The sequence below is a fragment of the Leptospira kemamanensis genome, from assembly GCF_004769665.1.
Lineage (GTDB): Bacteria > Spirochaetota > Leptospiria > Leptospirales > Leptospiraceae > Leptospira_A > Leptospira_A kemamanensis.
In genome coordinates, this window is the sequence record NZ_RQGG01000036.1 from 1 (window position 1) to 20,772 (window position 20,772).

Annotated in this window: 17 protein-coding genes, 1 other RNA gene and 1 pseudogene; 11 read left to right on the top strand and 8 right to left on the bottom strand. The window is 38.3% G+C overall.

What is annotated here, in order from left to right:
• The 4 genes and pseudogenes from EHQ59_RS17795 to EHQ59_RS12775 form a co-directional block, all read right to left on the bottom strand.
• Positions 1-215: pseudogene (locus tag EHQ59_RS17795) on the bottom strand (hypothetical protein); the annotation flags it as partial.
• 95 nt (positions 216-310) lie between these two features.
• Complete coding sequence (locus EHQ59_RS12765; protein WP_135620040.1) at positions 311-1,048, bottom strand: flagellar motor protein MotB; 738 nt, start codon at positions 1,046-1,048, stop codon at positions 311-313.
• Entirely contained in the window at positions 1,045-1,698 is a 654-nt protein-coding gene (locus EHQ59_RS12770; RefSeq protein WP_135620041.1) for an FFLEELY motif protein, read from the bottom strand. The genes EHQ59_RS12765 and EHQ59_RS12770 overlap by 4 nt, the downstream gene beginning before the upstream one ends.
• Before the next feature lie 98 nt (positions 1,699-1,796).
• On the bottom strand, positions 1,797-2,828 hold the full coding sequence (locus EHQ59_RS12775; protein WP_244245529.1) for an LIC13341 family surface-exposed protein: 1,032 nt from the start codon (positions 2,826-2,828) through the stop codon (positions 1,797-1,799).
• Between the two features lie 220 nt (positions 2,829-3,048).
• Here EHQ59_RS12775 and ssrA point away from each other — a divergent pair.
• The 4 genes from ssrA to EHQ59_RS12795 all read left to right on the top strand — a co-directional run bounded on the left by ssrA (position 3,049) and on the right by EHQ59_RS12795 (position 6,129).
• Positions 3,049-3,398: a transfer-messenger RNA gene (gene ssrA, locus EHQ59_RS12780) on the top strand.
• 685 nt (positions 3,399-4,083) lie between these two features.
• On the top strand, positions 4,084-4,644 hold the full coding sequence (locus tag EHQ59_RS12785) for a hypothetical protein (RefSeq protein ID WP_135620043.1): 561 nt from the start codon (positions 4,084-4,086) through the stop codon (positions 4,642-4,644).
• A 12-nt stretch (positions 4,645-4,656) separates the two neighbouring features.
• Positions 4,657-4,881, top strand: a complete 225-nt coding sequence (locus EHQ59_RS12790; protein ID WP_167481409.1) for an MliC family protein — start codon at positions 4,657-4,659, stop codon at positions 4,879-4,881.
• A 213-nt stretch (positions 4,882-5,094) separates the two neighbouring features.
• The gene (locus tag EHQ59_RS12795) at positions 5,095-6,129 is read left to right on the top strand and encodes a hypothetical protein (RefSeq protein WP_244245530.1); all 1,035 of its coding nucleotides are present in this window, start codon (positions 5,095-5,097) and stop codon (positions 6,127-6,129) included.
• 270 nt (positions 6,130-6,399) lie between these two features.
• Here EHQ59_RS12795 and EHQ59_RS12800 read toward each other — a convergent pair whose 3' ends face one another.
• Together EHQ59_RS12800 and EHQ59_RS12805 are read right to left on the bottom strand one after the other, a co-directional pair.
• Positions 6,400-10,086, bottom strand: coding sequence for a fibronectin type III domain-containing protein (locus tag EHQ59_RS12800; protein ID WP_135620045.1), 3,687 nt, complete (start codon positions 10,084-10,086; stop codon positions 6,400-6,402).
• A 279-nt stretch (positions 10,087-10,365) separates the two neighbouring features.
• Entirely contained in the window at positions 10,366-11,028 is a 663-nt protein-coding gene (locus tag EHQ59_RS12805; protein ID WP_135620046.1) for a DUF1554 domain-containing protein, read from the bottom strand.
• A 297-nt stretch (positions 11,029-11,325) separates the two neighbouring features.
• Here EHQ59_RS12805 and EHQ59_RS12810 point away from each other — a divergent pair, with 297 nt between their 5' ends.
• The gene (locus tag EHQ59_RS12810) at positions 11,326-11,901 is read left to right on the top strand and encodes a DUF3592 domain-containing protein (RefSeq protein ID WP_135620047.1); all 576 of its coding nucleotides are present in this window, start codon (positions 11,326-11,328) and stop codon (positions 11,899-11,901) included.
• Positions 11,902-12,085: 184 nt separating this feature from the next.
• Here EHQ59_RS12810 and EHQ59_RS12815 read toward each other — a convergent pair whose 3' ends face one another.
• Positions 12,086-15,151 (bottom strand): chitobiase/beta-hexosaminidase C-terminal domain-containing protein, encoded by a 3,066-nt coding sequence (locus EHQ59_RS12815; protein WP_135620048.1) that lies wholly within the window; start codon positions 15,149-15,151, stop codon positions 12,086-12,088.
• 294 nt (positions 15,152-15,445) lie between these two features.
• Between EHQ59_RS12815 and EHQ59_RS12820 the strand changes: the two genes are divergently transcribed.
• The 6 genes from EHQ59_RS12820 to EHQ59_RS12845 all read left to right on the top strand — a co-directional run bounded on the left by EHQ59_RS12820 (position 15,446) and on the right by EHQ59_RS12845 (position 19,178).
• Positions 15,446-15,769 carry a hypothetical protein gene (locus tag EHQ59_RS12820; protein ID WP_135620049.1) on the top strand — a complete coding sequence of 108 codons (324 nt, stop codon included), beginning with the start codon at positions 15,446-15,448 and terminating at the stop codon, positions 15,767-15,769.
• Between the two features lie 97 nt (positions 15,770-15,866).
• Positions 15,867-16,304, top strand: a complete 438-nt coding sequence (gene yiaA / locus EHQ59_RS12825) for an inner membrane protein YiaA (protein WP_135620050.1) — start codon at positions 15,867-15,869, stop codon at positions 16,302-16,304.
• Between the two features lie 44 nt (positions 16,305-16,348).
• On the top strand, positions 16,349-16,912 hold the full coding sequence (locus tag EHQ59_RS12830) for a dihydrofolate reductase family protein (RefSeq protein WP_135620051.1): 564 nt from the start codon (positions 16,349-16,351) through the stop codon (positions 16,910-16,912).
• 34 nt (positions 16,913-16,946) lie between these two features.
• On the top strand, positions 16,947-17,447 hold the full coding sequence (locus tag EHQ59_RS12835; protein WP_135620052.1) for a DUF1579 domain-containing protein: 501 nt from the start codon (positions 16,947-16,949) through the stop codon (positions 17,445-17,447).
• A 214-nt stretch (positions 17,448-17,661) separates the two neighbouring features.
• Positions 17,662-18,252 (top strand): TetR/AcrR family transcriptional regulator, encoded by a 591-nt coding sequence (locus tag EHQ59_RS12840; RefSeq protein WP_135620053.1) that lies wholly within the window; start codon positions 17,662-17,664, stop codon positions 18,250-18,252.
• Positions 18,253-18,314: 62 nt separating this feature from the next.
• Positions 18,315-19,178: an alpha/beta hydrolase gene (locus EHQ59_RS12845; protein ID WP_135620054.1), complete on the top strand. Its 864-nt coding sequence runs from the start codon at positions 18,315-18,317 to the stop codon at positions 19,176-19,178.
• A gap of 8 nt (positions 19,179-19,186) precedes the next feature.
• Here the strand turns inward: EHQ59_RS12845 and EHQ59_RS12850 are convergent, their stop codons facing one another.
• Complete coding sequence (locus EHQ59_RS12850; protein ID WP_135620055.1) at positions 19,187-20,752, bottom strand: methyl-accepting chemotaxis protein; 1,566 nt, start codon at positions 20,750-20,752, stop codon at positions 19,187-19,189.
• Positions 20,753-20,772 lie beyond the last annotated feature (20 nt).

Sequence of the window (20,772 nt, forward strand, 5' to 3'; positions counted from 1 at the left end):
GTAGCATTATTTGGATCATCTATAATCAATTTTAAATTTTCGGATTCTATAAAGAATGCTGTTTGATCATAGTAAAGCGAACCATAAAAAGCAGCTTCTTGAAATTTGAAAGTAGAGATTTTATTCAGTTTGTAATTCGAATTTAAACCAGGAGATATAATGGTTAATGCACATTGGAATAGTAAAGAAATGAATATGAATGGTATTTTTTTCATATGATTTTTGAAAAATAGCGCATAAGACCTAATATCCGTATTAGATTAATCATCCATGACTTACTAAAAATCCTCTGATAACATTCACAGAAATTTTATTTTGCATTATCAGCGGTTTCTTTTTTGCGAATTAGAATTTCGATTCGCTCTTCATTTGCTTTTTTTTCCGGTGTATCGGATGTTTTTGACTTTTGAAACATCGCATAACCTTGTACAGATACTTGTTCCTTGGCGATTCCATATTCAGTTACCAATTTTTCAGCAAGTAAGGAAGCTCGATTGGAATGATAGTCCCAGGAATTTTGAAATTTCGATTTATCGATTTGTGATTCATACGGGATATGAACTCGCACTACGATATCAATATCCATTCCTTTGGACAAAACAGCTAACTGTTCAAATGCAAATTTCAGATCAGGATCAGTTTTCAGTACATCATCTGAGGCAAGATCCGAACCGGCGAATGTTAGTTTTAACTCCTCCGTTTCGGCAAGTCCCAGTTTTAATTTTGCTTTATCTTTTAGTGCTTTTAAGGAAAAGCCAATGCGTTCCCATAGTCGAAAAACATCAGATTTTGGAATCATAGTATCATCTTCTAATATACCAGAACCACCATCCAGAAGTACACCAACAGAACTTACATTCAATCCAAATCCTCTTTTGATATCTTTAGCCACTTCATTCAATCGTTTGGAATCAACTTTACTTACAGCATAAAGAATGATAAACAATCCCAAAAGAAGTGTAATCATATCGGCATAGGTTAATAACCAACGATCATGTGCTTCCACATGTTCTTCTTCTCTGGAAACAAAACGGGATCGTTTTCTCATGATTCCTCTTTTAAACTGGGAAATGCTTTATATAAAAAATTCCACTCTTTCTCTTGGACTAAGGCATAAAATTCATCAAACAAAACTTGGTTTACTGGTAAGGTTGCATAGTATCCTTGTTCCACTTTTTTAAAGAGAGGATACACTCCGAGTAGTCTCGACATCATTGCTGCTGGTTTGATGATATACGCGCTAACGGGTTTATGAGCTAATTCATAAAATTTTTTCAAATTAAACAACACTACTTCCAATTGTTTTTTGCGAAGTTCTCGTTTGTCCAATTCACAAAACAACTGATAGTATTCATCCTGATTAATTTCATTTCCGAAGACCCAACCTTTTGTTAATAGAAGATTTGCCATTTGGATATCGAGATCATCTGTGATTGAGTTTAACTCCATCAAACGTTCGATACTTTCTCGTGTTCCTTCCTTCAACATGTTTTTCACTTTGTCATAGGTTTGAAACGCCAAGGTTTCCCATTCTTCTTTTCCATCTAAATTATAAACAGTCTCAAAGAAAAACTTTGCCATCTCAATTGTTTCCGATCGATGAAAGAAATCATAATAAAACAAATGAAATCGTTCCACTTGGACCCGAACAATTTCTCTCCTTGCAACTAAGATTTCTTCTGTCAATTTTTGGCTCATGGATTCGTTAACTCAAAAGATTGAAATTTTGATTCCTCGATATTTTTTCTTTTAGAACAATACGTTTGTTTACTTGGTTTAGAATTTTCATTTTTAAATTACTTTGTAATCTCATTCAAAAGGTAAGAAGGAAATCCTTGTTGGTCTCTTTCATATGGAGCGATAGAAAATTGATTTGGAATCGAAACAATCTCTTGGTAAAACTTATACGTAGAGCGAAATAAAATCCTAGGTGTATTTGTTGAACCTGGTGTGTAATGAAATTTTATACCATAACGAAAGTTATTTGCCCAACCTTCTTTGGTGACTTCGAGTAGTGGGTATTCAGCAGGTATTTTTTTATTTTGAACCACATTATAAACAATGTCTCCCTTTTTATACAGACGAACCCCTTGTGTTTCATTGGCCAAACGAAGAGATCCAGCATCTGGAAAGGAAAGAGAGAGATAGGTTAAACTCACATAATTTCCTCTGTTCTTGAGTTGTAATGTCACCAAGGATTCTTTTCCAATTTCAAACTTTGGTTCCACTTCTAGGGAAACAAAAGAAGGAACTGGTTGCATGGGGAGATTGGCAATCATCTCCCAACCATTGAACACAAACTCTTGTGAATAATTGGGATTCGTAGGAAAGATACGAAACGATTTGTCTTTGGCACTATATTCGAATTCAACTCGTTTGCTACGTTTTAGTTCTTCGTGTTCTTTTAGTTGGTAACCATCCCAAATTTTTTTGCCTTTGCGGTAACCCATCGGAACTGAAAATAAACCTAACGGTGGTTCTTCGGACAAAACTTCTATAAACACAGAATTGAAATTATCACCAGGAAGTTCTGCAACGACAATTCGTCTCAAACAATCACCAGCAAATGTTGGTTTTTCTTTTCCTGAAACAGAACCGGCTAACCATTTGTTTTGTTTGCCGTCATAGTACATAGGCCCTAAATCTTTTAAAAAGAATTCCAACTTCCATAAAAAAGTCCAACTTGAACCTTCTTTACGAAAGGCAGATAACACTTCACTTTGACCAGATTGAAATAGAACCAGAGTTTCCATTTCTTGGGTTTCATCCAAATTGATTTGTTTTTGGCCAAGGATGCGAATGGGATCCCCTTCTTCTTTTCCATACACGGAAACTCGGATTTCTTTCTCAGAGGGATGTTCTTTTTGAGAGCAAAATGAAAACGATAGGAAGAAAAAGACGGCGTATAGACAAAAAACCGAAGCATTACGGGAAAATTTCAGAAAATTCATAAGGATACAAACATTCCAGCACACTAAAACCCCAATTCAACCTTTTTTGCTTTCCGAAACAATTCGAACGATTATCATCGTCTAAGTATTAAGAATTGGGGACGACATTGGTTTCGACTGTTGTTGGCTTGGATTCAGTGGCACGTAGGGGTGAGGGACCTCTTAAAAACCTTCAAAACAATAACTGCAAATAACGAATTTGCTCTAGCAGCTTAATTTTAAGCTCTACGGTTTCGGTGGCTGTTTCCTTGGGTGGCCTAGAAACCGACACCTCTCTAAGGACCTTTCGGATTTGTTGCCCACTTCGAACCGAATTGAACTCTAAGTAGGATAGGAATGAGTCCCCCGTTTGTAGGGTAAGTCTTTCCGAAATTTATTTGCAAACTAAACGTGTAGAAGCTGCATTTGAGGACGATAGGACCCGGGTTCGACTCCCGGCGTCTCCAGGTTTCGGCATTCGCTTCTCGCGTTCGCCTGGCCTTCCATGGCCAGAGCTCCCGCCCGCACCCATCCATGGGTGTTTTTCGAAGCAAACACCTCCACGATGGGTTATTAAGAAATTGTGTTTAGGTGCTTCTTTGAATTCAGTGAATTTTAAAGTATAATCAATATTATACGACGGGAGTCGAACGACTGTAGTAGAGAAAAATGGATAAAATCAAATCTAAATATTTTTTAACAAAACTGAATCAGTTTTATCATGAGAATAGATTCCTTTTATTGATTTGTTTATGCCCTACCTTGGTCTTAAGCATAATCCTATTTTGTCTTATTATTTTTTTCGGATCAAATAACTTTTTTGAATTTTCCAATTCAATTTTTTTCATTGTATCTTCTTCTAGTATTTTCTTTCTGATCTTATTTGCTTTTTTTAGATTTATTATTTTTGTCTCGAAAGGATTTGGAAATGTCTCAATTCATAAGATCATTTTTACTGTTCTCGGAATAATACCATTCATCTACTTTTTCTCTATCCCTCGGAATCTTCCAAGCGGAGTGAACCAAACTCTAGACATTCTATTTATAGTCTTTTATATGCCTACTTTTGTTGTTTTTTGTTTATTTTATTAAAAATTATAGATTTTGCATGTTACAATTTATATAATCTAATTTACATCTAGGAGAAATATAAATGAAATACAGTAAAGAAATACCAATCGCACTTTTGATTACAATTTTCTTTGTTACCTGCAAAGGAAACAATATCAAAACACAAGATAGTAAGTTTGTTCCGACAAATGGAAAATTTTACTTTAGTTTCGAAATGCCAGACACTCAGATTAACATTCCAGAAATTGAACAAATCAATATGGGAATACATCCGCTAGCTGCTTCATTGCCACATCTCCGATTTATGGGTTCTAAGGGAGCATTCAACTTAAGTATCAACACACCAACAGCAGATGAAGGAATGACATCAGAACAATGTGCGAAATCAATATTTTCATCTCTCATTAAAAGAAATCAATTGGGTAATGATAGTTATACGGTTTTCAGAGGTTCCGATCTACATACTTATGGACTTTTTTACGCTTCTAAAATCGCTGAGGCATTCCAACTCCATGCTCATTTAGTTTCTTCTAATCAAAAGTCTCATTGTATCGAAGTGCATATTTCAAAGGTTACATTGGATTCGAATGAAATAACAGATTGGTTAAAAGGTATGCCTGGCGCCAGAATCAATTCAAAATAATCTTCAATCAAATTGAAATTATCGTATAACATTAATTTTGTAACTATTAAAGTGCCAGGTGAGAAAACAATCTCCTTAAAACAAGGTATTGCTGCTTCGGGAGCTCGCTATACAGATGGCAAAACTTTAGTTAGGTTGACTCAGGGAGATGGCGCAATTATGATGAAACCCGACAAAAATGAAGATTGGGAAATCATCGGGTCATTTAAAGAAATTTCAAAACGACAAAATCATTAAACTAATGATCCATTTTTTATCATCTAACTTCTTATTTTAAGGAATTTGGCTCAGATTCAAATCCTAATCAAAACATTCTAGGAAGGATGTATATTTTTGAATTAAATTCAGAACCTAACAACAAAAAATTCTGGTATTTTTTGAACTCAATCGAAACATGCGTTAGTGGGTTTTCTCTGTAACATTCTTATTTTTGTTGTTTCGATCGTTTCAATGGTTTTTGTTTCTCCCCTCAAGGCACAAGAACCTGTCCCTTATTCACCCAAACAAACAACTGAACCTTCCCAAGAATTTTCTCTCAAAAAAGAGAACGGTGCAAAATACATTACATTTTATCCGGGAGTGCAGGCAAATTTAACAGATCTGAGCATCGTCTCGAATACTGGGACTCGTGCAGTGATGCGAGATGACCAACGGATGGATCAAAATCTAAATTTTCTCTACGATTTAAAATCACCTGAATGGCAAATAGGTGAAAACTGGGGACTTTTCATACTCAACCGCAACGTAAATTTTAGGCAATCCAAACAGAAAATCACAGACATTACCGCTACGAATATGTCTTCAAGTGAAGGAGAATCCGGTTCATCCAATCGATCTTCCCCAATTAAACAATATAAAAATCAAGACCTAGGCACAGAAACCTTTGGTAGTTATCATATGTTCCTTCCTGCTATTTATTACGGACAAAAAGGAAACGATAAATTTCGAATTGGATTAGGTTTAGGATATTCGAAAGTTAACATACAAGGAACCGCTGACTTCAATGATGGAAATGGATTTTTCAATAGTTTTTGGGTTTTTAGTTCAGGAAGAAACTTGGACGAAAAGATTTCGAATATGGGAAAGTATTCCTTACTGAATAATGGAAACATAGATGCAGATCCGTATCGCGCATACTTACTTGCCAATTTGTCTTCTGGAAACAACTTAGAATCACTTGGACTCTATACTCTGTTGCAAGGGGATGTTAATCCAAAGTCTATTAATCCATTTATGGCATTGTTTTATAATCAACTAACAGGAAATGAGTTGAGTCCTCTGGAATTGTATGCCCTTCTCACATTAGGAATTGGAAGAGTGAATTCCTCCACCAATCAAGCAAAAAGTTTTTACTTTTTTTGGGAAATTCCTATTGGTATGATCAATTGGAGGTTTGGAATGGGTGGCCCATTTTATAACCAAAATGGGTATCGAATTTCATTTACCACTTTTGAGATGTCATTTTATACACCGATTGAATTTTAGGATTGTTTGATTCGCTTTTTTTTGTTATCGCCAGAAGAACAATGTAAGAAAACAAAAACAGAGAATCCAATTCAGACAATGTAGAATTAGTTAACAAATGCAAGGGTGATTGTCATATTGAATATCGATCAAGTATCAAATTTGGAATGATCAGGAAATTACTTTTAGACATGAAAGAGTAAAGCTTTCTTGCGCTAAGCATAATTTCATTCACCTACCATCTAATGATGGCAGGTGAATATGCAATTTTCGGTAAGGTAATCAAATTTCTTACCAAATAAAAAGTGAGGGTTTGTAAGAGTTCGCTATATTTAGCGTTGTGACTATAATTTTCCCATTAATTTGATCTAATACTAACTTTGGTTCATTTGCAGAACCTTCACTTTGTCCTATTGAAATATCTTTATGGGTGCAACTGGTTCCATCGAAGTTGCATCGAAAGAGACTCAGCTTTAAATTGTTGGCAATACTATGTGTCACTACCAATAATTTCCCGTTGAATTGATCCAATTTTATCTTTGGTTCTAATCCAGAAGCTACTCCTTGTCCAGCTGAGATATCCGTATAGATACAGCTTGTTCCATCGAGATTGCACCTAAAAAGGCCTGGTTTACAATCGTTAGCACAATTTCGAGTCACGACCACAACTTTACCATTGATTTGATCTATAGCTAAGCTGGGTTCAATTCCTGAACTAATCCCCTGACCTGCTGAAATGTCTGTATGTGTGCAATTGGTTCCATCAAGGTTGCACCTAAAAAGACTCGGTTTCCCGTTGTTGGCACTGTTGTATGTTACTACCAAGATCTTCAAATTTTTGTAATCGATCATGAAATCTAAATGTTGTGCAGAATTAGAACCCTGTCCTGCAGAGATATCTGTATGCGTGCAATCGGTTCCATCGAGGTTGCACCTAAAGAGACTCGGTTTCCCGTTGTTGGCACTATTTTGGGTGACTACTAAAATCTTTCCATTGAATTGATCCACAGTGATCTGTGGAAAATACCCTGAGTAATTACCCTGCCCTGCAGAGATATCTGTATGTATGCAATTGGTTCCATCGAGGTTGCATCTAAATAGACTCGGTTTTCCGTTGTTGGCGCCATTTTGGGCTACCGCTAAAATCTTTCCATTGAATTGATCCAAAGTGATCTGTGGATAAGACCCCGAATTATTTCCTTGACCTGCAGAGATATCGGAATGCGTGCAATTGGTTCCATCAAGGTTGCATTTAAAAAGACTCAGTTTCCCGTTGTTGGCGTTATTCGTAGATACAACCAAAAACTTTCGATTAGTCGTATCGATCACTGAATATGGATGTAATCCCGACTGTGTCCCTTGACCCGCGGATATATCCACATGGGTTCCTGATGATGCAGTCCCAAGTGGAATATTCGTAGTAAAAGCACTCACCTCTGAAGAAACTGAGCTATCCCCAGCACTATTACTCGATACGACTCTAAAATGGTATAAAGTATTTTCAGTTAGCCCTGGTATCATTGTATATGAATTTGTCACTGGTCCAAAACTTGGCGAATATTTTGTAACATTGGGTGCCGCACTATAATACACTGTATACGAAGTAGCACCTGGGACTGGACTCCACTGAACTAAAGCAGATGTACCACCTGCTTGCGCTTCCACATAGGCTGGAGCATTCAATGGTGCTAATTTCAATGTAATCAATGAAACGGTTGTTCGATTCGCTCCAGCACAACTTCCAACATTGTCTTTAAATGAAAATTCAAAGACATAATCGCCATTCTTATCTGGCATAAATTTCGCAATCTTCGATGTGCTGTTCTGAATATCTCCATTTGTTAAATTGGATAATGGTGGTTTAGAAATCAATCTCCAGTTGTATTCATATAGATTTGTTTGTGCACCACAGAAGGAAGCGTCAGGATCGAAGGATTGGGATGCATCCAAAATAGCTTCTGTCCCAAAGTCGACAGTCAGATTAGTCGCCATTTGAATCACTGGAGCTTGGTTGGCAAATGGAGTGGTGGCTTGTAAAATCCCACTCCAAAGGCTTCGGTTCCCTCCATGGTCGAAGGCACGGATACAAAAGTAATGCACTGTGCCAGAAGACAACCCACTCACTGTAAACTCTAATGGAGTGCCTGCAGGTGACGCCACTACCGTATTCGGAACAAAAACTCCCGCCGAACAGTCGTCATCTGAATTGATAGGTGTGGAACGTCTTCTAATCTCATAAGCGGAGGCTGAACCTGTATTTCCATTATCACCAACAGCAGTCCAACTCAGTTTGATTTGTTGGTAAGACTCTACGGTGGCAGTTGCGGTTGTGATATCAGCTGGTGGAACTAGGTCTGTTGGCGCATAAGTTGTGGTGGATACAGTCCCACTCCAAGAATTGCGATTTCCCGAAGAATCGATTGCGCGAACACAAAAATAATAAGTAGTTTGCGGGAGATGGCCATCAATCTCTTTTGTTTCTGTTAATCCAGAACTTTTGGGGATCATTGTATGAGCAATCCCGGTTGCTGCATCACATTGCAAATTATTGGTGATGGGAGATGTGGATCTTCTGATCTCATACGCAGATGCCTGTCCTAATGCACCTACACTGCCCGGAGCAGTCCATCTGAGTTGGATTCTCGAGGAAGTCATTGGTGTTGCCACCAAATCCGTGATATTCGAAGGCGCAATGGTATCGGCAACATGAACAGAAGCAGATGCTTCCAGAGTTTGATATGTCGCAAACACTCCAGCAATGCCAGGTGTAGTTGCAGTGAAAGTCGATGAGTTTAAATTGCCAATGGGACCTCCACCAAGGCCTATGCCAGTGGTATGGAAATTGACAGTCACAAATTTTTGAACACCAGCAAGGAAACCTCTAGCAGAAAACGTAATTGGTTCATTCACTTGCACCCAAGCTTGTGTTGGTAATATTTCTAAGCTGTCTACGACAACAGGTAATCCAGGTGGGTATGTGGTTCCTCCTGGAGGACTACTTGCATTATTAGGATTGTATCCATTATCAAGTTCCCAAACATCATTGTATCCATCACCATCCCGATCTGGAGTATATTGACTGATGTAAGCTGGGTTCCCTGAGTCAGTGGGATATAAAAAAGTTCCTGTGGATGGCCTAGCCGTTTTTTGACCATGAATATCCACTGCAACGATCTGAATTAAGATTCCACCAGGACTCATTGCTTCATATGGGATATTGGATCTGTACCAATTTGTTACTCCTTCCCTTGTCATCGAGAAGTAGTTAGTCGGTCCACCTGCAGGTCCTACAACCAAATATACATTCATGGCATCATTATCTGGTTCAAATACATCAGCTCTTACTTCGTATGGAATATGGCGAGTGCTAGGTTTTAAGTAATAATAAGCTCCATTGATGACAGGAGGTAAATTTCCTGGTGGAGGGGTTCCTCCACCAAACATAGAAAAACTTTTGGTTTGAAAAACGATTCTTTCTGATTCAAGTGTTGCGTTGACACCAGCCCAACCAGGCATTCTTTCTGCATTTGGTTCTGCGCTCATGGTGGACACATGGAAACCTCTACTTTTTCCAAAGTTTAAATTCATCGATTGTGCTTTGGCGCGATCCAGAGTGATGGTGACTAAAACTTCTTTTTTGAATTGGTAAGAGGGTGTGACTTGGTAGATCGAACTCGTTGGCACATAACCAGAAGGAAGTGGTGCTTGTGTTGAGTCGTATTTCGTGATTTTAAAATCGACAGTTTCCTCCATGGCACCTTCGGGAATTAAGATCGTAAAAAGTTCATCACTGGATTGAATACGAGTTCCACTTGGACTTCCCGTTCCTCCCCCAGCTGAAACACCGACATCCTTTGAACCTAATAGTATCAATAAAGAGTCTTTAGAGAATTCATTGTTGGTTCGATTGAAATCTAAAAATGCGATACAGTTTCCAATAACGAATGTGGTGAGTAAAATCCAAATTCTATTTTTCATATTAAAGTTTCCTATTTAACTTATTTGTTTTCAATTTTGAGAGTTTTTGAGTAAAAAATGTCATTTAATGATTGCATTTGGTTTGTCTTTTCATTTCAGAAGGCTACACGTAATCCATTTTGGTCAAATTGCATAACGCCTGTTGATTGATGTGTTCATCATGAACACCTAATTACCATCATGTTATGAATTGATGCAAGTCAATTATTTGATCGATTTCCTTACGGTTACAGAGCCCTATCTATTTCTTTTTTAATCAAAAAATCAATGAAGTCCCTTCTATTGTTCCACACAAAGGATAATGGAAGAAGTAGAGCAGTTCCCTCCTCCAGCGGCATATAAATTGTTACTCGAAGAATGTCCCGTAATGCCTGTTGTTCCTTCTGTCCATCGAACACAATGCCCACCAGATCGTGTGAGCCAGCCAATTGTGGCGATACCTGTTAATATTGGAGAGACAGTTGGATTCTCTGCATCATTAGTTTGACTTGGAAAAATTCCCAAGCTATTTGTGGTAACGATCGTTACATTATCCACAGCTCTCACATAATTTGTATCTGGTTTTAAAATCCAATCCACATGTTCCGATAGCCCACCAGTTAAACAATCATTTGTCGTACAAGCAATGCGATTCACATCATCCACAAGAAAGGCTTTGAAGACGGCTCTCTCAGGCTCGGTTGGTTTTTTAGAGTCGCTCATACATTTAGCATCTGCTCCCGCAATGCCTCCTCGATCGCCATTATAGGTGATACTCGTGGAAAAAAAACGGCAGGTGGTACAAACAGGAATCGCGGCTTGGCAAAAAGAACTTTGCCCTGTGAGACAAAGAAGCGTTTCATTTTCCCGAAAAGATTCGGATTCAAAATCACGTGGGTTATTGAGTGTTGGTTTGGAACATTGGAAACAAAGGAAAACGAATGCATAAAAGAGAAAACGCATTCACTTATCATAATCCGTAACTGATGGTTAGCAACAAAGAAATTTTTTCGTAACGATTCATTTTGCAAAATTCAAAATTTAGAATCATACAATCGTTCTAAAAAACAAATAGTAGAAAGCGAACATAAGTTTACAATTTCAATGTGATCACTGTTCAATCTATACTTCGTGTTATGCGAAAAGCTGTTCTTCTTAGAATCAATTCCATAGATTAAATGAATCAATCGAAATAGAATCTCGTTTGCCAAATCACATGCTAAAACTGTTATTGACAATTTCGAAGAATATCTTACTAGTTTGGGCACGGAAATCATTATGCCATTTGAATCCATTGTCCAATGCCCTTGGTGTAAAACTAAATACCCAAACACAAACCAGAGTCAATGCACCAATTGTGGAGGAACTCTCGAATATTCTTACGAATCCGATGATCTTGGGTCGGAGCCTCCACGAGCTCCAAGAGTTCTTCCACCAAAATTCAAAAGAAGGATCAAATACACGGGGAATGTAATGACCATGATTGGAATTGTTTTTACAATTCCCTTCTTTTGGACAATTCTCTTTCCGATCATCGGTATCTTCTGTTGGCGAAAAGGACTTAAAACTGCGAACTATGAACTATTACCACTCGAACAAGGGAAGGCTACCGTCGGTAAAATTATTGATATCCGAACAGACTATACGCAGTCCATGAATGGCCAATCACCAACGATCGTGGAGTTTCAATTTGAAGCCGATGGAAAAGAGCACATCGGAAACGTCGGGAATATTTACGACTCAGTGCATCGAAAGAAAAAAGTGGGGGATTCCCTCTGGGTGGTGTACATGCCCAATGATCCTGATAAAAGTAGTGTCTGGCCACCAATGGTGTGAAAGCATCCATAGGATGATAGCAGATGCTTAAAGTTGAGGTATGCCAGTCAACTTTTCATTTTTTGCCCTTAATGATTGAGTCCGCTGACGAATTTTCAAAGGGATTTTCAAAAAAACAACAGCACTTTATTTGATTAGAGGGCTGTTGTTTGAAATCATAGAAATCATGAAATTAAAAAACGAATTAAAATGGATAAGGATTCGTTACAGTTATCAAACCCAGTTTGTCCAATGTAAATTCCAAATCTGGATAATAAGTCCCCATTAAATTAACATTAGAACCACTTCCATTTGTATCGCAATAGGTATAATTTAATCCACCATCAATCGAAAACCTTGCTACATAAGATCTGGTTCGAATACCTTGATACAGATTCAATTTTGCCATATACTCTGCATTATTTGTATCGATACTCCATTCAGTCTTATTGTATTTAGCCGGAGTAAAGTACCAATTTGGATTTGAGCGAGGATCTGTCCCTGCGGGACCCATGCCAATTTCTCCGGATACAGTTGGATTTTCCACTGTACTGCTTGTGAGTCCAGGATAGTAGACACGCGCATAGATCATCTCGGTATCTCCAGGCACAGGCATTGTGATCGATTTAGGATATTGTATTAAACAGTATGGGATTTCTCCATTGGCCTCACCTGCTCCATTTTTCACAGCAGCCATTTTTAACTTACTCGGGTAACGAAAAGTATGAAACGGTGCTGATTCTGTGACAATTAAATCCATCAAATACCCATTCCCAACATTGATCGGTGTAAAATTGCATTCATACTTACGATTGTATTCGTTCCAATCATAGGCCTTAGCACATGAAATCGGAATATTACCATGAGGTGTTTCGAAATGATATTTTGCCTGTTCACTAAACCAACCTATCAGATAGAGTTTGTATTGTGTAGATAAACCAATTACATTTGGAGAAACAGAAGCATGAAGCCAAATCGTATAAATTTTGTAATCAACTCTAGTTCCTGTTGGACTGATCAAAGTAAGTCTTAAGCCTGATAAAGTTCTACCTTCAGTTAAACTTATCCATAGCGTCTCATCTTCAGGATTGAATGGTATAAGTTGAGGAAGTGCATCAGTATAGACAACATTAGTAGTATTTTCAGTCGTGTACGTCGGTAAAAGGAAAGGATTTATCAAAGTATTAGGTACATTCAAAGTAATTGATTTTTCTGTTTCATCAATCACACCTTTCCCTCCAAATTCCGGCACATCAAACGACGTAAATCTCGGAATCAATTCCCCAATTGTAAAATTTCTCACAAGCTCCGAGGAAACATTTCCTGCATGGTCTTTTGCCAAAAAGCGATATTCCAACACAGTATTGTTAGGTGTGATGATGGAACCAGTATACAACTGTCCATTCTCAATCGCACCTGTTGCATCAAAGGAAGGGCTTGTTCCGTTGACTGTATAAATGATTTCGTGGCATCCAGAATGTAAGTCATCACAAGAGATGGTAAGTGTCTGCGGTGCCGTATAGGTTCCATTGTCAACAGAGGAAGTGATCACTGGACTTGAAAAATCCACCGTATAGGAAACAGAAGAAGATCCATTCGTTCCAATTAGATTCCCTACACAAACCAAAACAGTTTTGTTCCCTTCCGAACCAAAAGACGCCACTGGAATTTCCGAAGTAACAGACTCGTTGGCCGCCACGGTTCCCGTCACATTGGTTCCCGAAAGGGGAGTTCCCGCACCGCAACTAGCCCCTTGTTTTAAAATATAATTTCCTTCTTTATCGGATTTCCAACTGATTGTTGCCATTTGTCCCGATTTCAAATAGGTAGAAGGCAAAACACTATTGATGGTGATGGTGGGAACAACAGTATCCACCGTATATGTTTCGCTAAACACAACCGACTGGTTTCCCGCACGGTCACAAGTTTTCACTTTAAAGGTCGTAGTTGCTTGGTTAGGTGTAGGAACCGAAGTTGTATATTCTGTTCCATTGGTAGGGGAACAATTAGCACCAAAGGTAGGATTAGTTCCATTCACAGTATAAATCACTTTGGAACAACCTGCTCCCCCTGTATCAGAACAATTCATCACAACAGATTGGATGGAACCATAACTTCCGCCTGAGGGAAGGATGGTGACACCAGGTGACGAATCATCCCGAGTCACTGATGCAACACCAAATCCTGTCACTCCGCTACTTGTCACACAAATGCGAAGGGAGTTGGTTCCTAAATTCAAAGAAGAAGCGAGAATGGAACCAGAAGTTTGATTCACATTGGCAGTCACACTTCCGGAATAGATGGCAGTTCCCGAATTACAATCAGCAGCATTTTTACGAATGGAATATGTTCCTGTTTTGGAAGATCTCCACCCAATCTCTGTGGAAAGGATCGAACCCGATACAGTACTGACATATGGTGCAGAAACAGAATTTACCGTGATGACTGGGCCAAGGGAAGGAACCATCGGATCTTCAAAGTTAGGTGCACCATCTCCATCAAAATCTGCGTTTGGAAATGCTGCTGTGATTGGATCCGTTCCAAGCACATCCACCAGTTCATTGATAAATGGCCCGAGAATCCCCGCATTCGCTTGGTAATATTCGCTTACACTCGCATAACCGTAGTCAGAATAATTTGCCAATTCTTCAATCACTCGGTCTGCAATATTTTCTACAACATTCGGATTAGTCAGAATTCCACTAGAAACTAACCAAATTTGAACGTTTAATCCAACACCAAAGGAAAAGTGAATCACTTCCACCTTGAGCGAGTTAGATGAATAATCCACAGAAACTTTTTTCATTTTCTCAAGAGTGGAGTCGTCTTTGATATAATACATTCCAATACTACGTTCTTCGATCCCTGCTTCTGGCAATCGTCCTTGTTCGTAATTGATGGTGAGCTGTGCTGGTTTTAAAAATTTCAAACCCTCCGGCTCAAATTTAAAGACAGGGCTTGTAGATCCGTATTCCGCAGGGATGGAACCATTGGGACTTACATTGCGAGAGATGGTGATCATCTTGGTATCCGCCAGGGCTCCTGCTGGAATTTCGAAGGAAAAACTTCCGTCGCTTGCCTGTAAGGTTCCCCCACTTGGCCCAATTTCTGCGGAAACCGAACGAACACTTTCCGAACTGTTGCTCAAAAAAATTCCCAAGAAAGACTGTAAAAAGGAAGTTTGGTTAGGTTGGTCTTTAGGAAGTAAAAAACCAATACAATTATATGAGGATAACCCTAAAAGTAGTACGATCAGTATTTTGAAATTCATTTTCAGATCCTTTTTTCAAATCCCCAACATCGCATGGGGTACTCATTCATCGCAATTTCCGAATATTTGTCAATGAATAGTTAGGTGGTTTGGGCGTTCCCTAAACCATTGCATTCGTATATTCATTTTGTCAGGGGTCAGGCTACTCCGGGGTGCGCTTACGCTCCCGTCCCATGCCACCTAACGATGGCAAGGGACCAAGCCCTCCGTATCCTTAACGCGGAGTCATTCGAAGTGTGAATTACCCTGTACATTTCACTTTACGAATCAAGAGGAGATTTATAGATTCAACATATGTCTCTCAGCGAAATGCAAATAAAGCTGATTCAAGCATCAAAATCAATACTCGTGCAAAATCTTCATTTAACAAATGAGGATGCTATTTCTGTCATTTCAATAGCGATTAAAAGTGAATTGCATACTAGAAAAACAACTTTAGAACTTTTGGATATTTCATCTTTGTCCGAAAGAACTTCATTTGTTCGAGCTGTCGTAAAAAATGTCCAAGATCAAATCATGAAAAATCCAGAATGGCGATCCAATCAGGTAGACCGATCCATTGAAAAGTTCTACCAAACACTTCATGAAATTATGCATCTAGATGGACAGGAAACGTGATCATCTTAAATGAATGAAAATGATTCAGTTAAAGTGCCACAACAATCAACCTACAAAATTCTTGACCGAATCTTAAAAATTTAAAAATCTTTCTGAAATGAATACGTTACCTCAAAAACCATCAGCAGCATTTATTGGAGCCTCCTGGTTATCCCTACTCATTGGTATGTTCACCTTTATTGTTGGAATTTGGAATTCCGAAATGATGTTAAATGAAAAAGGATTTTATATCACCATACTTATGTATGGATTGTTTTCGGCAGTTTCGCTACAAAAAACAGTTCGAGACCAACTTGAAGGATTGTTTGTTACAGGTATTTATATTGGACTTTGTTGGTTTTCTGTCGCCTTAACTTTGTTATTGCTTATGATTGGTTTATGGAATGCTACATTAAACCTAAGCGAAAAAGGATTTTTCGCAATTTCTTTTATTCTCAGTTTATTTGCTGCTGTAGCGGTTCAAAAAAATGTAAGAGATTTAAGGTTAGCAGAAGGTGATATGAAACCATTAGAATCTCCTAAAAAATCGGACTAAGAACTATAAATCCATCCTAACATCATCAATTAGAAGAGAGCATTATGAGAAACTTAATCATGTGGAATGTCATCACTTTGGATGGATACTTCGAAGGTCAATCCAATTGGGACCTAAGTTTCCATGGGCTTGTTTGGGGAAAAGAACTAGAAGAGTTGAGCCTCTCTCAACTTCGTTCTGCCGATATGCTGGTGTTTGGTGCTAACACCTACCAGGGAATGGCCGACTATTGGACGAAGGCCACCGAAGAAGAAGGGGAAGTGGCAAAGTACATGAACCAACTTCCCAAACTCGTTTGTTCCACTACCCTTTCCAAAGCAGAATGGAACCAAAGTAGAATCACAAAAGATGCAGTTTCGGAAATATCCAAACTCAAAACAGAAGGAAATGGAGACATGTATGTTTTCGGAAGTGGGCAATTATCTATCTCTTTGATGAAGGCAGGTTTATTTGATGAATTCCGTCTCTGCATCGCACCCACATTCTTAGGCAAAGGCAAAAAACTATTTCCAGAAGGGATTCCCAACCAAACACTCAAATTGGTACAAACAAATCCACTCACAACGGGCGGAGTGGTCCTTCGTTATGTTCCCGAAAGAAAAACATAAATTCGAAATTTGAGATTAAGTAGGAAAATTCTATATGGCAGCTAACAAATTCGAAACATCATTACAATCAGGGCCACACCACCATTTACAAAATCTCATTGGTCACTGGAAAGGAAAATCAAAAACCTGGTTTGAAAAAGACGTATTGGCAGATGAATCAGATTCTCATATGACAGTCACAAGTCTGTTTGGTGGTCGGTTTATTTCTTTGGATTACAATAGTAGTTTAGAGGGAAAACCCTTTGAAGGAAAAATGATCATCGGATTTGATATCCCTTATCAAAAATTCACTAGCTCTTGGATTGATAGTTTTCATATGGGAACCCAAATCATGTTATCAAGTGGTCCACAAACAAAAAATGGATTCTCTATGACTGGATCGTATGGTAACCCAGAATATGGGCAAGACCTTTGGGGTTGGAGAACCGAAATACAGATCCTCTCTGGATCAGAATTTTCGATCACAGCTTATAATATTTCACCAGCAGGAGAAGAGGCAAAAGCAACAGAAACATTTTATCGACGTGTGAGCTGAATCACTGAATCAAAGTAAAGGATAGGTTTCCCCTTTTGATTCACAAATCCTTACCTGCGCCAGGGACTGCAGCGGACATCCTTTCGAGAAACGAAAGATGGGAACGTAAGGCCCGGTCCTTTTCGAAAACAAAATAGAAAATACGAATTGATTCGAGGCGCCCCAACCCTAAAAAAAGACTTTACAAATTTAAACGAACGATCGTACTAATATTATGAGCAAAGGCGAAGAAACCAAATCGATGATTTTGGACCGAGCTGTGCAAATTGCAAGTGTGCATGGTTTGGAAGGGTTAACCATTGGAACTCTTGCGGAAGAATTGGGTATGTCTAAAAGTGGTCTCTTTGCCAAATTTTCTTCTAAAGAAAACCTACAAATCGATGTTTTGCGAAAGGGAAGCGAACTGTTTCGTCGTTTTGTTCTGTATCCAACTTTAAAAACGAAACCTGGAATTGCAAGGATCCGAAATGCATTCTTTAGTTGGCTTATGTGGTCCAATCGTTCTGATTTGCCAGGTGGGTGTTTGTTTCTTGCATCGAGTTCTGAATTTGATGACAAACCTGGGGTCGTGCGTGATCATTTGCGCAAAATTCAACTTTCTTGGCATTCGTCCTTAAAACAGTTTGTGGAAGAAGCCAAACAAAAGGGTGAGTTGGATTCAAAAACGAATGTGGAACAAATGGTGCAAGAAATTTGGGGACTTGTTCTATCTTTTCATTTTTACAATCGCTTGTTAGAAGACAAACAAGTGGAAAAAAGAACCAAACAGTGTTTTAACGATTTAATCAAACGCCATACAAATTAAGTAAAAAATAAAAATGAAAGAAATAAAAATTGATGCGAAATTTAACTGAAACAGGAGATTTTATGAACATTAATAGCACGATCGTTCGTTCCTTGAATGGAATCTACCCCATCTCGATGGATAAAAAATGGGAATTTGCAAAAGCAAATCCTAAGTGGATTGGTCACGTCATAACACAAAGGTTTTTAAAAACACAAAAACAAAATCCATCCAGAAAGGAAATGGATGTTTTGGATAAATCCACCAAATCGATGTTACATGTGAATCAATACAAAATCCAAACTTATATTTGGAATGATAAAGAAAGTTCTAGAGAAACTATACTCCTTGTCCATGGATGGAACGGACATGTAGGAAATTTTTCCAGGATCATTCCATCACTCATTGAGGAAGGTTATCGGGTGATTGGACTTGATTTACCTGGCCATGGATTTTCTTCCGGGCGTTATTCAAATATTGTTTTGTCTGCCCACATAGTAAAGGCCGTTACAGAACATTTGGGAAATCCAGATAAAATCATCACACATTCATTTGGTGGAGCCGTGGCTTCCGTTGCACAAGAGTTAGGTGTCTCTGCCAAGAAGTTAGTTTACATTGCTCCTCCTTCAAAGTTGGAACATTTGATTCGCGATTTTAGTCAATACCTCCAGCTATCGGATGAGGAAGTTTTGTGTATGCGGACGGTTTTGGAAAAAAAAGTAAATCGAACCATGGCAAGTATCGACTTAGAAGTAATAGGTCCCAAATTGGAAAACCAGTTACTCGTCATCCATGATCGAGGTGATTTGGAAATTCCTCATTCCATGGGTGAGATGGTGAGCCAAGCTTGGAAACAAGGGAAACTCATCACCACAGAAGGTTTGGGTCATAAAATGATTTTACGATCCGACTTTGTTCGGGATGAGATCCTCAGGTTTCTCTCATGACATCTTGTTTAATTTTGACCCATAGAAGCCAAGGTATTGGCTTCTTCTTTGATCATTTGGATGTGTTCCTCTAAGTCTTTGGAAGCACGACTGATTTCGTTTACTTCCATCTCGAGTTGGATGATTCCTTTGGAAGCTTCCTTTTGTCCTAATAACTGTTCTTTTGTGGAACCTGCAATTTGATTCGATAACTCACGAATATCTGATAATTCTGAAAGAATAGAAGAAAGTGTATTTCTTTGCTCCAAATAAAGTTGGTTCATGTTTTGGATTTGGACTAGAGTTTGGTTGAGTCGTTCAATTTGTGATTTAGCCAATTCGCCTGTACTTTTTGAGGCATTTCTTGCATTAGTGATAATATCTTTTGAACTTTTTACAACACTTGAAATTCGTTTCACATTGTTTTTGGTGAATTCAGCAAGTTTACTCACTTCATTGGCTACCACAGCAAATCCTTTTCCTACATCACCTGCGCGGGCAGCTTCAATAGATGCATTTAATGCTAGTAAGTTGGTCTTTTCACCAATTTCGGCAACTATATTGTTGATTTCATTCACTTGGTCAAAGGAAGCTTGGATGGATTCGAGATGGGATGCTGTTTGATCAGCTACTTCCGTAACAGACATACTTTCTTTTTTATTGATCTCAGCGATTTCAACAAGTTGTTCACTTTGGATTAAAATTTGATCCACTGTTTCTTTTAGTTCAACGGTATCAGCAACCATACTTTGGACTTTGTTGTTTTGTTCTTCAATGGAAGCTCCATTGGATTCAAAGGAACTCGAGAGTTCTGAAATCACGGCAGTGATTTCTTCTAACGAGGCTGCTTGTGATTCCAATTTTAATGAGGTATCAGAAACAAATTTACTAAAATTATTGATGGAACTTTCGAGTTTGATTGCGGCATTAGCAGAAACTTTTCCTCTTTCTTTGGTTTGGTGTAATAAAACTTCTGCTTCATCTGCTTTGATTTCTGCAAGGGAGCTAATTTTTGTTAGGAGCTGAACTAACAGGCTTACAATATAACCTGCAATCAAAATAAAAATTGGTTTCATCACCTCCCCTGCCAGTCCCACATATCCAACTTGTCTGGATTGTTCTGGATCAACGGAAAGTTGTACACCACCAATTTTAACGGCAACAACCAAAGCAACTGCAGCTAAAAAAGAGCCAAGAAAGGAGTTGATCAAAACAAATTTTCGATCCCCTAAAAAACCAGAATAAATCGCATTGAAAAAAAAGATAAAATATACAACAGCATTGGCAAGTGCCGCTTCCGCTTCATTTAAACTTAATGAACAATCCAAAATGATAGTCAAAGACAACACAAGTGTATCGAGAAGGATTAAAATTTTATGAAACCAAGTTGGTGGATTTGTTTTCTTTTCTAAGACATACGCAATCGCACAATAGAATCCCATGGTGCAAGTTCCCACCATATGAACTAAAAACATTTTTGGTTGGAATTCATCTTTGGATCCAATCATAGCGAGTAAAAATAATAATACTAAACCAAAACGAATGCGATTGATGATGATTTTCCCTTGTTTCCAAAGATCTGCAATTGTGAACACTTTTTACCCTCAATTTCTAA